Origin of the sequence: Lolliginicoccus suaedae (genome assembly GCF_008312885.1) — a bacterium.
GTDB lineage: Bacteria > Actinomycetota > Actinomycetes > Mycobacteriales > Mycobacteriaceae > Lolliginicoccus > Lolliginicoccus suaedae.
The window spans coordinates 656,181-669,190 of the sequence record NZ_VSSO01000002.1 but is presented as its reverse complement, the minus strand read 5'-3'; the positions used below and the strand labels follow the sequence as shown (position 1 = coordinate 669,190).

At 67.8% G+C, this 13,010-nt stretch carries 11 protein-coding genes and 1 riboswitch; of the genes, 4 read left to right on the top strand and 7 right to left on the bottom strand.

What is annotated here, in order from left to right; genetic code table 11:
• The first annotated feature begins 22 nt into the window (after window positions 1–22).
• Window positions 23–913, top strand: coding sequence for a siderophore-interacting protein (locus FXO18_RS08700; protein WP_149360657.1), 891 nt, complete (start codon window positions 23–25; stop codon window positions 911–913).
• Window positions 914–935: 22 nt separating this feature from the next.
• Here FXO18_RS08700 and FXO18_RS08695 read toward each other — a convergent pair whose 3' ends face one another.
• On the bottom strand, window positions 936–1,595 hold the full coding sequence (locus FXO18_RS08695) for a response regulator (RefSeq protein WP_223114622.1): 660 nt from the start codon (window positions 1,593–1,595) through the stop codon (window positions 936–938).
• A gap of 68 nt (window positions 1,596–1,663) precedes the next feature.
• Here FXO18_RS08695 and FXO18_RS08690 point away from each other — a divergent pair, with 68 nt between their 5' ends.
• The 3 genes from FXO18_RS08690 (at window position 1,664) to FXO18_RS08680 (ending at window position 5,963) form a co-directional block, all read left to right on the top strand.
• Complete coding sequence (locus FXO18_RS08690) at window positions 1,664–2,899, top strand: sensor histidine kinase (protein ID WP_149360656.1); 1,236 nt, start codon at window positions 1,664–1,666, stop codon at window positions 2,897–2,899.
• A gap of 99 nt (window positions 2,900–2,998) precedes the next feature.
• Window positions 2,999–4,237, top strand: a complete 1,239-nt coding sequence (locus FXO18_RS08685) for a hypothetical protein (RefSeq protein ID WP_235900538.1) — start codon at window positions 2,999–3,001, stop codon at window positions 4,235–4,237.
• 385 nt (window positions 4,238–4,622) lie between these two features.
• Entirely contained in the window at window positions 4,623–5,963 is a 1,341-nt protein-coding gene (locus tag FXO18_RS08680) for a D-alanyl-D-alanine carboxypeptidase family protein (protein ID WP_235900537.1), read from the top strand.
• 31 nt (window positions 5,964–5,994) lie between these two features.
• Here the strand turns inward: FXO18_RS08680 and yhjD are convergent, their stop codons facing one another.
• The 6 genes from yhjD to FXO18_RS08650 form a co-directional block, all read right to left on the bottom strand.
• A complete protein-coding gene (gene yhjD, locus FXO18_RS08675) occupies window positions 5,995–7,029 on the bottom strand; it encodes an inner membrane protein YhjD (RefSeq protein WP_149360655.1) in 1,035 nt (344 codons plus the stop codon).
• Window positions 7,030–7,034: 5 nt separating this feature from the next.
• Window positions 7,035–8,090: a tryptophan--tRNA ligase gene (gene trpS, locus FXO18_RS08670; protein WP_149360654.1), complete on the bottom strand. Its 1,056-nt coding sequence runs from the start codon at window positions 8,088–8,090 to the stop codon at window positions 7,035–7,037.
• 51 nt (window positions 8,091–8,141) lie between these two features.
• On the bottom strand, window positions 8,142–8,954 hold the full coding sequence (locus FXO18_RS08665; RefSeq protein WP_149360653.1) for an exodeoxyribonuclease III: 813 nt from the start codon (window positions 8,952–8,954) through the stop codon (window positions 8,142–8,144).
• A 1-nt stretch (window position 8,955) separates the two neighbouring features.
• Entirely contained in the window at window positions 8,956–10,209 is a 1,254-nt protein-coding gene (locus FXO18_RS08660) for an MFS transporter (protein WP_407936451.1), read from the bottom strand.
• Window positions 10,210–10,614: 405 nt separating this feature from the next.
• The gene (locus FXO18_RS08655) at window positions 10,615–11,205 is read right to left on the bottom strand and encodes a hypothetical protein (protein WP_149360652.1); all 591 of its coding nucleotides are present in this window, start codon (window positions 11,203–11,205) and stop codon (window positions 10,615–10,617) included.
• Window positions 11,206–11,354: 149 nt separating this feature from the next.
• Window positions 11,355–12,575 carry an NADP-dependent isocitrate dehydrogenase gene (locus FXO18_RS08650; protein ID WP_149360651.1) on the bottom strand — a complete coding sequence of 407 codons (1,221 nt, stop codon included), beginning with the start codon at window positions 12,573–12,575 and terminating at the stop codon, window positions 11,355–11,357.
• 307 nt (window positions 12,576–12,882) lie between these two features.
• A riboswitch (SAM riboswitch) is annotated at window positions 12,883–13,002 on the top strand.
• Window positions 13,003–13,010 lie beyond the last annotated feature (8 nt).

Here is a 13,010-nt window from a genome sequence, read left to right as displayed (position 1 = left end):
CCTACTAGATCGAGGGGGCGTTGTGGCACGGGGAGAAGGATTCCACCTGGGCGAGGTCATCGAGGCACGACAGGTCACGCCGAGCATGGTGCGCGTGACGCTGGGCGGGCCAGGGCTCGCCGGGTTCGCCACGAGCGGCAAGCCCGACGAGCGCCTCGGCGTCTACTTCCCCAACCCCGGCAAGCACGAGCCGCAGCGCCCCACCATCACCGACGGGGCCTGGGAGTTCGCCGACCCCGACGACGTTCCCGAGGGACGCAGCTACACGGTGCGCCGCGCGCGGCCCGAGCGCGGCGAGATCGACATCGACTTCGTCGTCCACGAGGGCGGCATCGCCTCCGCATGGGCGATGCGAGCACGCCCCGGAGACATCGTCGGACTCTCCGACGCTGATGGATGGTTCGCTCCCGCCGCTGGCACGACCCGCTACCTGCTCGTCGCCGACGCCACTGGCCTGCCCGCCGCCGCCCGCATCATCGAGGAAGCACCGCCGGGCACCGTCGCCGACGCCATCCTCGAGGTCCCGGCCGCCGAGGACGAGGACTACCTCGCGGTCCCCGCCGGTTCCAGCGCCACCTGGCTCGCCGGAAGCGGGCTCGGCCACGCGCCCTCGCGCCTAGCCGATGCCGCTCGCGCGCTCGGGCCCCTCCCCGATGACACCCATGTCTGGGTCGCCGCGGAAGCCTCCACCACGCGCGAGATCCGCAAGCACCTGCGGCGCGACCGCGGACTGCCCAACGCCCGCATGACCGTGATCGGGTACTGGCGGCAGGACAAGGAGGACTTCCAGCGCCGCTACCAGGCCCGCCAGGACGACCTGCTCCGCGCCTACACCACGCTCGTCGAATCAGGCGTGCAGGGCCAGGACCTCATCGAGGCCTGGGACACCGAGCTCGAGCGCGCCGGGTTCTGATCGCAGCGGCGGCGGGCTGGCCCTACTCCGAGCCGGAGCGCGAATCCCGGTGCAGGCCGTCCTCGCGCACCCGGGTCGCGAGGTCCAGCTTGGTGTTCGCGGGGCGCCCCACCTGCGCGTACTTCATCTTGACACGATCGAGGTAGGACTTCGCCGTCGAGGTCTTGACCCCGGCGCGGCGCGCGGCCACCTCCAGGGTCAGCCCGGTGGCGTAGTCGAGCAGCACCGCGCGCTCCTGCGGGGAGAGCCGTGGCTTCGAGGGCCGGTCATCGCGCGCCCAGGCGAACGCGAGCTCGGGCGAATATGCCATCTCGCCGGAGGCCACCACCTCGATCGCGGAGGTCAGGGTGGCGAGATCATTATCCTTGGTGAGGTATCCCGATGCACCGGCGCGGACGACGTCGATGCCGTGGGTGGCCTGTGGCGTCACGCTCACCACGAGCACCTTGTGCCCGGCCTCGACGAGATTGGCCACATTCTCCGCGGGATCGGAACCGTCCGCGAGGAAGAGATCGAGCACCACCACATCGACCTGCACCGACAAGGTCTCGAGGAACTCCCGGACCGTCTGTGCCTTGGCGACCACGGTCAGTGCATCGCTCCCCGCGAGCCAGGATCCGATGCCGTCGAGCAGCATGCGGTCATCATCGATGAACGCCACCCGGATCATTGCATCCCCCATCTATAGACTTGCTCGCGTACCAGCAATCCGAACTTACCCGACATGGGCCGCATAACAGGAGGTCGACCATGCGTAGCGGTAGTTCTTTGCGGTCCAGCGAGGAACGCGCCCTGCTGCTGCTATCGATCGTGCTACTGGTCCAGCGGGCCGCCTACCTCATCGTCATCATCGGGGTGCTGCTCGTGAATCCCGCGCACACCTATCGCCATCCCGCCACGAATGCCGGCCTCGTCATCATCGCCGTCGCATGGAACCTCGTGCTCGTTGGCATCGTGCGGCGCAAGCATTGGATCCCGCCGCGCATCGCCTGGGCCGATGTCGCCATCATGAGCGCGCTGCTCATCGCTACCGCTGCCAATTCCTTCCCCGAGCAGGTCTACAGCGGCATGAACTGGTCCGGGCGCCTCGCGATGGGGACGGTGGCGCTGGTGGCGGCGGCGCTGCCCCTGCGGCAGTTCCTCGTTGCCTGGATCACCATCGTCGTGGTCCGTATCGGCAGCACCACCCTCGTCGCTGGTGCTTTCGAGCCTCCGGTCGATGAGTTCGCGAGCATCTTCAACGGATACGTGTGGTTCGGGCTGGTCTTCTACTTCATCCGTCACTACCTCGTCTCGCAGGCCCGCAAGCTCGACCAGCTCACCCAGCAGCAGGCCGAGCTCAAGGCCACCGAGGCGGCGGCGCAGGCCCGCCTGGAGGAACGGCTCGCGCAGCATCGCCGGCTCCACGACACCGTGCTCACCACGCTCACGGCGATCGCCCGCGGAGGGCTCGATCACCGTGGCGCGGATGTACGGTCGCGCTGCGCGGCGGAGGCCGACTACATCCGGCGGCTCATCAGCACCGAGAAGGATGCCCCGGATACCAGCCTCACCACGTGCCTCACCGACACGATCCGGCGGGCAGAGACGCTCGGGCTGCGGGTTCGCTTCCAGCATGATCCGGTTCCGGGCTCCATACCTGCCGAGGTAGTCGACGCGCTGTGCGGCGCGACCGGCGAGGCGCTCAACAATGTCGCCAAGCATTCCGGGTCCGCTGATGCCTGGGTCACCTTGACCGTCGATGCTGGCACGATCTCGCTGCGGGTGGTCGACCGCGGCATCGGGTTCTCGGCAGAGAGCTCCCCGCCTGGGTTCGGGATCACCCAGTCGATCACCGCACGGCTCGCCGAGCATGGCGGCAGCGCCCGCATCGAGAGCGAGCCCGGGCACGGCACGATCGTCGAGCTGCTCGTGCCGATCGACGGTGATGACCATGCGGAGACGACGAGCTCCAGCATCAGTGGCGGGGCACGACGGCCGCAGTGAGCCCACGCAGGGCCTGACGGTATGTTTGGGTTCACATTCCTCGCGCTCGGCACGTGATCGCGGGGAAAATGGAGGCGTTGCCGCGTCCAAGGAGGTTCCATGTCCCGCCATGCCAGCCATGACGCTTACCACGGTGGCGATCCAGGCTCGTTCTCGCTCGTCGAGCATGCTGCTGAATCGGTGGAGCAGCGACGCGATCGCATCACCCAGCAGGTCCGGCTCTGGAGCGAGCAGTCATTCATCGCCGAGGAGGAGATCGACGGGACTCATCCCGACCTGTCGGACGAGTCCGCGCTGCTGATCGCGATGGGCTACCTCGACGAGGACGTCCGCGAGGTGCTGATCGCCCGGCGCCGCGCTGACCGGGACCTGCCCGATATCGGCGGCTACTCGGAGCTGCGGGCGCTCTCGGACGAGCATGCGCGCGCGATCGCGCGGTTCCGGGCGGCCAACCTGGGGGTGTCGCGCTCCCTGCTCGGGGTGCGGGCGGGCGAGCTGGGGCATCAGTTGCAGCTCAAGCAGAACGAGTTCGTGTTCTCGGACAAGCATTTCCCGCGCAATGCGCGCGCGGTGCGGCGCGACAAGCGAGATGGGGTCTATCTCTCGGTGGAGCAGCGGGAGGCCCTGTTCGATGCCTTGCGCCGCACGCCCGCCCCGATGGCGGCGAGCCCCGATCAGGTGGAGCAGTTCACCCGGCCGCTCGGACATGCCGCGGAGGTGCTCGCGCAGATCTCGGAGGGCACGCGGCGGTTCCTGCTTGGCCGGGCGGCCGGCCCCCGGATGCCCACGTTCATCCCGGACCCGGGACAGTTCACGGATCGGTATGACACGTTGCTGTATCTCGCGGGGTCGTTGTATGACCGCATCAGCAACTCGTCGGCCTGGCACTCGGAGCATTTCACGATGCAGCGGGGCCAGCTCGATCTCGGTGAGGAGCTGACGCAGATCGCGGTGGATACCGCGGCGCTGCGCATGATCGTGACGGAGCTCAACGCGCTGGACCGGACGTCGAACGCCGCGGCGCAGGATCACATCAAGGAGCGGTTCGAGGCGCTGGTGCCGGTGTGGGAGCAGCTCGTGGAGCGGGTGGCGGCGCTCGCGCGCATCGGTGACCTGTTGACGCAGGCCGAGTACAAGCTGCGAACGATCAACACGGTGCGGCGCGCCCGCAGCCTCGATGGGAAGATCGATGACCTGATCTCGCGGTCGGGCCTGCGCGAGCTCTCGGTGCAGAACACCCATGAGATCGGGGACCAGTTCGTGGACGTCGATGCGGCGATGGATACCTATCAGAGCATCATCGGCGGGGATATCGCCGCGCTGACCTCGCGGCACTAGGCCGGGTCGCGCCAGGCCACCGGGAATCCCATCCGGCTTTTCCTGTGAGCAGCCTGAGAGATCTCGGCCACATTCTGAGCGCGGGAGAGAGCCAGCACACCGGCTCGGCATGCCTCCTACCTGCGAATATTCTACGCGTCCAACTCCAGCTCGATCAACGTTCAACCATTGCGCGAACAAGCGTGCTTCCCATTTTCTTACCCGTCCTTTAATGTCATGGGCACGAGGTGATCGCGGCCACGCGACTGGGGGGTTAGCGGCCGCTGATCATTGGGGGATGACAAGAGCGCATGCGAGCAGCATGCGCTCTTGTCGTATCTCCATCCAGCGACTCCCGCCCGAAATGCCCAGCGGAGACGAGCGGTTCGCATAGTGTCTTGATCCGATGAAGACGCCAGTGCATGCCTCCTCAGCCATCGTGACGGCAACCATCGTGACGGCCTTGCTGCTCGCCGTGCCCATGCTCGTCCTGCTCGGCGGACCGCACCACACCGCCCGCGCGCAGGACAATAGCCCGAGCGAGACCGCCACCAGCACAGCGCCATTCACCACGCCAAGCACCAGCGACTGCCCAAACCGGCGCACCCCGGGGCCCGCTGCCGACAGCTCCGAGGTACCCCGCCCCGGACAGCCAGCACCCAGCCCACTGCCCGTTCCGGCCATCGTCATCGGTGGCCCGCAGCTCGCCGAGTGCGACCTGGTCACCCTCCCCGGAGCGCCACCGCCCCCCAGGGATATCTCCGCGGCCGGCTGGCTGCTCGCCGACCTCGACACCGGCGAGGTCCTCGCGGCCAAGGACCCGCACGGCCGCTACCGGCCCGCGAGCACCATCAAGACGCTCCTCGCGCTCGTGGTCCTCGACAATCTCGACCTCGGCGCCACCATCACCGGGACCCTGGAGGACGCCAATATCGAAGGCAGCCGCGCCGGCATCGGCCCCCGCGGCACCTACACCAACCGCCTGCTCCTCCAGGCCCTCCTGCTCGCCTCCGGCAACGACGCCGCCAACGCCTTCGCCCGCCAGCTCGGCGGCACCGAATCGACCACCGAGCAGATGACCGCCCTCGCCCGTCAGCTCGGCGCCCTCGACACGCGCGTCGCCACCCCCTCGGGCCTCGACGGACCCGGCATGTCTTCCTCCGCCTACGACCTCGCCATGCTGTTCCGCGAGGCCATGGCCCTCCCCGAGTTCGCCCGCGCCATCACCACCAACCAGATCGACTTCCCCGGCTATCCCGCCGACCCCGCCATCCCGGGCGACGTCGACCGCCCCGGCTTCGCCCTCGGCAACGACAACGTCGTCAACTGGTACTACGAGCCCTCCCTCGGCGGCAAGAACGGGTTCACCGACTCCGCCCGCCAGACCTACGTCGGAGCAGCCGAGAAGGACGGTCGTCGCCTCGTCCTGTCCATCCTGCGCGCCGACAACGAGCCACAGCAGGTCTGGCAGCAGATCGCCGCGCTCTTCGACTACGGGTTCGAGCTGCCCGAGGGCCAATCAGTCGGCTCGCTCGACGCTGCCTCATACCTCGACGAGCTGGCCGCCGACCCTGGCAGCGACAACGCCACGCGCGATGCCACAACGGCGCCACCCATCACGCAGGACCCCGACGAGCGCAGCCTGCCCACGCGGATACTCGTGGTCACCATCGTCGGAGCGATCATTCTCATTGGCATCGCTTCCGCGATTATCAGGCAGCGCGGCAGGAACGGCGCCACGTTGTAGCGTTGCGGGCGCTATCCGGGGCCCGGCAGCCCTAGGACCGTGGCGCGGCCGGCTTGCGGCGCAGCCCCGAGGAAACGCCCAGCACCGCTGCCGCCCCCAGTCCGAATCCCACGATGCCGCTAGCAACGGGGCTGCCCTGGCGCATCACGACTGGTGTGTTGATGATCGCCGGGTCCGGCGGGGCCACGATGGCCTTCGCCATGCTCTCCTCGGATGTCGCGGCCCAGGCCGTGGCGAAGAGCAGGACCCGGGAGGTGGTGAAGATGAACACCAGGATGCCGATGATCGGGCCGAACACCGCGCCGGCCGGGCTCTGCGTCACCCCGGTCAGGTAGGCCACGCCGACCTGCTTGAACACCTCGAAGACCAGTGCCGCGATGAGGCCGGCGCGCGCGGCGCTCGCGAGGGCCACGGGCTGGCGGGGCATGCGCGCGATGACCCAGGTGAACACCCACCAGGTGGCCGCGATCGCGACAGCGAACGAGACGACCCGCACGAGGATCCCCACGCCAGGGGCGTCGTCAAGGTTCACCAGCCCGAGGAGCGAGCGGGTCAGGCCGCTGCCGCCGAGCGCGCTGAGGCCGATCGAGATCGCGAACGCGAGGAAGAGGGTGATCATCGCGACCAGGTCCACCAGCTTGGTCTTGATGAAGTTCGCCTTGGGGATCGGCTGGTCCCATTGGGCGGTGAGCGCCTTGCGCAGGTTGCCGATCCAGCCCAGTCCCGAGTACAGCGCGATGACGATACCGATGATGCCGACCGTGCTGCGCTGCTCGATGGCTTGATCGATCAACGCATTGACCTGCTCGCCCATCCCGCCCGGGATCGACTCGGAGACCTGGTTCTTCACCTGATCGAGCAGCTCGATGTTGCCGGCGAGCACGAAACCTGCACCGGCGAACCCGACCATCAGCAGCGGGAAGAGCGCGAGCACGCTGAAGTAGGTGATACCGGCGGCGTAGTAGTCGCCGTGCTGCTCGGTGAAGCGCAGCGCTGCCCGGATCAGATGGTCGAGCCACGGACGCTTGGCGCGCTGCCGGTCAAGAAATCCTGGCTGGTCGGCCATTGCCGTCACCCCTTCGGTGGGAGGAACCCAATCTTGTCGTACACGGTCGCGAGCGTCTCGGACGCCACCGAGCGGGCCCGGTCGGCCCCGAGCTCGAGGATGCGATCAAGCTCGGCCCGATCATCGAGGAACCCATCGACCTTCGCCTTCAGTGGCACGACGAAGCTCGTGAGGACGTCCGCGGTATCGACCTTGAGATCACCGTATCCCTTTCCGGCGAAGTGCTGTTCGAGTTCCGCGATGCTCCGGCCCGACAGCACTGAATTGATCACCAGGAGGTTGGATACGCCAGCCTTCGCGGCCGGGTCATAGCGGATCTCCCGCTCCGCGTCGGTGACGGCCGAGCGGATCTTCTTCGCCGACACCTTCGGGTCATCGAGCAGATTGATCAGCCCGGCCGGGCTCGGGCCCGACTTGCTCATCTTCGACGTCGGATCCTGCAGGTCATAGATCTTCGCGGATTCCTTCGTGATGAACGCATCCGGAACAGTGAACGCCTTGCCGAAGCGGCTGTTGAACCGCTGCGCGAGATCACGGGTCAGCTCGAGGTGCTGGCGCTGGTCCTCCCCCACCGGCACGAACTGCGCCTGGTAGAGCAGGATGTCCGCCGCCATGAGCATCGGATAGGTGAACAGCCCCACGCTGGAGGAATCCGAGCCCTGCTTGGCCGACTTGTCCTTGAATTGCGTCATCCGGCTCGCCTCGCCGAACCCGGTCAGGCACATGAGCACCCAGGCGAGCTGGGCATGCTCGGGAACCTGGCTCTGCGCGAAGATCGTCGACTTGCCCGGATCGATGCCCACCGCGAGCAACTGCGCCGCCGCCACGCGCGTGCGGGCCCGCAGCGCCTCGGGATCATGCGGCACCGTGATCGCATGCATGTCCGGGATGAAGTAGAACGCGTCGAAATCGTCCTGCATCGACACCCAGTTCTGCAGCGCGCCAAGATAATTGCCGAGGTGGAACGAGTCTGCCGTCGGCTGGATGCCCGAGAGCACGCGCGGCTTGCTGCTCGGGGCCTGAATTCCAGGGGCCGGGGCAGCAGGGTTGGTGGAGGTCATCGCGGTGTCTTCCTTCTGGATCGAACCGGGCCAAGCCGGGATCGGATCGGACTAGGCGGCGTAGCGGACGGTGACCGGGGCATGATCGGACCACCGAGCATCGTACGTGGCGGCCCGCTCCACCCGCGCGTCCGCGGCACGATCCGCTAGCGCGCTCGTCGCCACCTGGTAGTCGATGCGCCAGCCGGCATCGTTGTCGAAAGCCTTCCCCCGGTAGGACCACCAGGAGTACGGGCCATCCACGCCCGGATGCAGCGCCCGCACCACATCGGTCCACGGCGTGCCGTCGCCGATGATGCCGGTGAGCCACTCCCGCTCGTGCGGGAGGAAGCCCGACGACTTGAGGTTGCCCTTCCAGTTCTTGATGTCCGCCTCGGCGTGCGCGATGTTCCAGTCACCGCACACCACCATCTCGCGGCCCCGGCTCGCGCGCTCGGCGAGGAAGGGGCCGAACTCGGCGAGGAAGCGATCCTTCTCGTCCTGCTTCGGCGTGTTCGCCTCCCCCGACGGCAGGTACAGGCTCGCCACCGTCAGGGCATGCCCGTCGTGGTCGAAGTCCGCCTCGAGGTAGCGGCCAGAGTCATCGAACTCGTCCGATCCGAAACCGATGCGCACCGCAGCGGGCTCGGCGCGCGAGAGCACGGCCACGCCATTGCGGCCCTTCGCGGCAGGCTCGGCGGAAGCCAGCGACCAGCCGTCATCAAGGACCGGCGCGAGGGCCGTGGCAAGTTGCTTGTCATCGGCCCGCGTCTCCTGCAGGCACACGACCTCTGCCTCGGTGCCGCCCAGCCACTCGAGCAGCCCCTTGCGGGTAGCGGCGCGCACGCCATTGACATTGACGGTACTCACGATGATCCCGGGCACGTCAACGCACGCTAGCGGACAACCCCGCCCGAGGGAAACCACCACGGCGTTGCAGCAGCACCGCGAGCGCGAGCACTCCGATGCCCGCCACCGCGAGCGCCGCCCCGGCCGCGGCCGGCGCTGTGTAGCCCAGCCCCGCGGCGAGCACAGCGCCGCCCAGTGCCGCGCCCATGGCGTTGGCGATGTTGAGCGCCGAATGGTTCGCCGTCGCGGCCAGGGTCTGCGCGTTGCCAGCCACATCCATCAGCATCGTCTGCAGGCCAGGGACCAACGCCGAGCCCAGAATGGCGATGAGGACCAGGTTGGCCACCGCGAGCACCACGATCGTGCTCGTCACCGTGAACAGCCCCAGCACGAGCGCGAGCAGCGTGAACAACCCGAACAACCCAGGGACCAGGGCCCGATCGGCCACCGCGCCGCCGAGGAAATTCCCGATCACCATGCCCACGCCGTAGAGCAGCAGCACCAGCGGCACCACGGCGCGGGGCAGCCCGATCTCCTCGGTGACGGTAGAGCTGATGAACGTGTAGACGGCGAACATGCCACCGAAGCCGACGATGCCGGTGAGCAGCACGAGCCAGATCTGGAGGTTGCGGAAGCCCGACAGCTCGGCGAGCGGGCTCGTGCCCGCGGTGAGCGGCACATCGGGCACCCAGCGGAGGATCAGCAGCGCTGCCGCGGCTCCGATCAGCACCACCAGCCCGAACGCGGCACGCCACCCCAGGTGCTGCCCCAGCGCCGTCGCTGCCGGCACCCCGACCACGTTCGCGATGCTCAGTCCCAGCATGATCTGCGCCACCGCGCGAGCACGCGCGCCAGGAGCAGCGAGGCCCGCGGCCACCAGCGCTGCCACGCCGAAGAACGCGCCATGCGGGAGCCCAGCAACGATCCGCGCCGCCATGAGCGTGCCGTAGGTCGGCGCGAGCACCGTGGCGGCATTGCCGAGGGTGAACGCCACCATCAGCCCGATGAGCAGCGCCCGGCGGGGCACCCGCGATGCCGCGATCGCGATGGCGGGCGCGCCGACCACGACACCGAGCGCGTAGGCACTGATGAGCTTGCCCGCGTGCGGCTCCGACACGTCCATCGATCGCGCGATCTCCGGCAGCAGCCCCATCGCCACGAATTCGGTGGTGCCGATGCCGAACGAGCCGAGCATCATCGCGAGCATCGCGAGCCGGACATGGCGCCGTCGTGCTCGCGCGGTGGCATCGTCTCGCGGTTCGACCGGGGTGGTGGTCGGGTGCACGGGCATTCTCCTGACGGCGGTGGGCCTCGGATGGGTGGGAGCACGTGGCCGGGCCCGGGAGGATCAATGCTCCCGCGCTCGCACCAGACCACGCAACACCATCAGCCGCCGCTCCGGTACCCCGGCCAGCAGGATTGTGAGCGGCCTTACGCCCGCGCTGCCCGAACCGCCGCTTCCGCGCCCTATGGCGGTTGCTTCCCGCGCCGGCTCCCGGGGCGAGTGGAAACTTTTCCCGCTACAAGGGGGAAAAGTTTCCACTGGCGCGCGCCCGAGCAGGCCGAGCAGCCCGCGCGACCGGGCCGGGGCCAGGACCCGAGGAGACCGGGCGCATCAGCAAGCGATCCCCCCGGCACGAATGCCGAGGGGATCGCTTGCGGTGGTCCAGAGAGCCGGGACGCTAGTCCCGAGAACTTAGGACAGCCCGCCGAAGTCCAGCATGAGCTCGGCCTCGAGGCAGCCGAGCACTGCGTCAAGGTTGAGAAGGTCTGCCCCACCACCGAGGCATGCCTCGATGCCGCCGCCGACTCCTGGGCAGCCCTCGACGTCGAGGGTGTTGAACGTGGTGAACGGGTTCGGATCCTCCGGGCCGGAGACCACCCAGTCGTAGCCGTTCTCATTGCCATAGGCACCGATGTCCGCGCCGAAGGTCGCGGTGCCGTAGCCATTCCAGGACGGATCGTCGTAGTCGCGCTCGCCGCCGCCGAACACGCGGTAACTGATCGTCGTATCGGACGTGAACGGCCCGACCGTGATGGAGGCGGCGGAGCCGTCGACCGGGATGGGCGCGGTCTGGGTGTTGCCCTCCGCGCTGACCACGAGGACCATATTGTTGCTCTTGTGCGTGCCCGCGGGATCGTTGATCGTTGCCTCGAACGTCGTCTCGCCGCATTCGCCCGCGGGAGCAGTGGTGACGACAGCGCCGTTGTGGCTGGCGAGCGCCGGGCCCCATGACGCGGCGAAGGCGAGGGCGCCTGCCCCGAGAACTGCTGCGGTCCGCTTCATCTTCAACATTCCTCCACGATCGAGGGGCCTGAGCCCCGCTAGTCCCAAAAAAACCGTGGGCGTAAAGTAACACGATCGCAAAGGGGTTCGTAGCGGTATTTAAAGATTCTCCGGCATCCCGGCAAATGGCCGTCCAGGCACCAGTCCGGCTAGTCCCGCAGCGCGGCCGCGAGGTTGTCGTCGAGCGCCGCGAGGAACTCCTCGGTGGTGAGCCAGCCCTGGTCTCCGCCGACGAGGCCCGCGAGGTCCTTGGTCATCTGGCCATCCTCGACGGTCTTGATGACGACATCCTCGAGCTTGTGAGCGAACTCCACCACCGCCGGGGTGTCGTCGAGCTTGCCACGATGCTCCAGCCCGCGCGTCCAGGCGAAGATCGACGCGATCGGGTTGGTGGAGGTGGGCTTGCCCTGCTGGTGCATCCGGTAGTGGCGGGTGACGGTGCCGTGCGCGGCCTCGGCCTCGACGGTCTTGCCATCCGGGGTCATCAGGACCGAGGTCATCAGGCCGAGCGAGCCGTAGCCCTGCGCGACCGTGTCGGACTGCACATCGCCGTCGTAGTTCTTGCAGGCCCAGACGTAGCCGCCCTCCCACTTGAGCGCGGAGGCGACCATGTCATCGATGAGGCGATGCTCATAGGTGATCCCCGCCGCGTCGAACTCTGACTTGAACTCCTCCTCGAAGACGCGCTGGAACTCGTCCTTGAACATGCCGTCGTAGGCCTTGAGGATCGTGTTCTTCGTCGACAGGTACACCGGGTAGTTCTGCTGCAAGCCATAGGAGAGGGACGCGCGCGCGAAGTCCTGGATGGATTTCTTGAAGTTGTACATGCCCAGCACGACGCCGCCGTCCTCGGGCATCTTGACGACCTCATGCACGATGGGCTCGCTGCCGTCCTCGGGCGTGAAGGTCAGCGTGACAGTGCCTGCCTGGTGCACCTTGAAATCGGTGGCGCGGTACTGGTCGCCGAACGCATGGCGCCCCACGACCACGGGCTTCGTCCAGCCGGGCACGAGCCGCGGGACGTTGGAAATAATAATGGGGGCACGAAAGATCGTGCCCCCGAGGATGTTGCGGATGGTGCCGTTGGGCGACCGCCACATCTTCTTGAGCCCGAACTCCTCCATGCGCGCCTCATCGGGGGTGATGGTGGCGCACTTGACGCCTACCCCGTGCTTCTTGATCGCGTTGGCCGCGTCCACGGTGACCTGGTCATCGGTGGCGTCGCGGTTCTCCATGCCGAGGTCGTAGTACTCGAGGTTCACATCGAGGTACGGATGGATCAGCTTGTCCTTGATGAACTGCCAGATGATACGGGTCATCTCGTCGCCATCGAGCTCTACGACAGTGCCCTCAACCTTGATCTTGGACATGGGTGTTCGCGTCCTCCTCGGCAATGGTCCCGGCGCGCCTCTCGTGCCGCACTTTGTGAGTGCATCCGGCCCGCGCTCAGGCATCACGGTTCATCGGGTTAAACCTATCGCGCTGCGGTGGTCCACGTCCCACCCACAGCAAACATGACAAGCGTACTGGTTGGCGCTGGGCCGCGAGCGACACTCCCGGCCCCGCATGCCAGGAATGCCCGCCACGCTCGCGCCAAGCCTAGCCCCGGAGCGCCACGAGGGGACCAGTCCCTCCCCGATTCCCCCTTTCGCGCCGGTGCCGCTACTATCGGGAACAGGTCATGAGAAGCAGCGCCAAGCCCCGGCTGGCTGCTCGGCAACCCTCCTTCCGCGGTGGGGTGCCCCGGGTGATGACCAGGCAGCGCGCAACGCCTCACGCGCGCTGCAAGCGCGGGCCCGCTGGGA

Excerpts from the sequence above, each read along its gene's own strand:
- FXO18_RS08695 (WP_223114622.1), bottom strand. The coding sequence starts at position 1,595 with ATGGGGGATGCAATGATCCGGGTGGCGTTCATCGATGATGACCGCATG.
- FXO18_RS08690 (WP_149360656.1), top strand. The coding sequence starts at position 1,664 with ATGCGTAGCGGTAGTTCTTTGCGGTCCAGCGAGGAACGCGCCCTGCTG.
- FXO18_RS08685 (WP_235900538.1), top strand. The coding sequence starts at position 2,999 with ATGTCCCGCCATGCCAGCCATGACGCTTACCACGGTGGCGATCCAGGC.
- FXO18_RS08680 (WP_235900537.1), top strand. The coding sequence starts at position 4,623 with ATGAAGACGCCAGTGCATGCCTCCTCAGCCATCGTGACGGCAACCATC.
- yhjD (WP_149360655.1), bottom strand. The coding sequence starts at position 7,029 with ATGGCCGACCAGCCAGGATTTCTTGACCGGCAGCGCGCCAAGCGTCCG.
- trpS (WP_149360654.1), bottom strand. The coding sequence starts at position 8,090 with ATGACCTCCACCAACCCTGCTGCCCCGGCCCCTGGAATTCAGGCCCCG.
- FXO18_RS08660 (WP_407936451.1), bottom strand. The coding sequence starts at position 10,209 with ATGCCCGTGCACCCGACCACCACCCCGGTCGAACCGCGAGACGATGCC.
- FXO18_RS08655 (WP_149360652.1), bottom strand. The coding sequence starts at position 11,205 with ATGAAGCGGACCGCAGCAGTTCTCGGGGCAGGCGCCCTCGCCTTCGCC.
- FXO18_RS08650 (WP_149360651.1), bottom strand. The coding sequence starts at position 12,575 with ATGTCCAAGATCAAGGTTGAGGGCACTGTCGTAGAGCTCGATGGCGAC.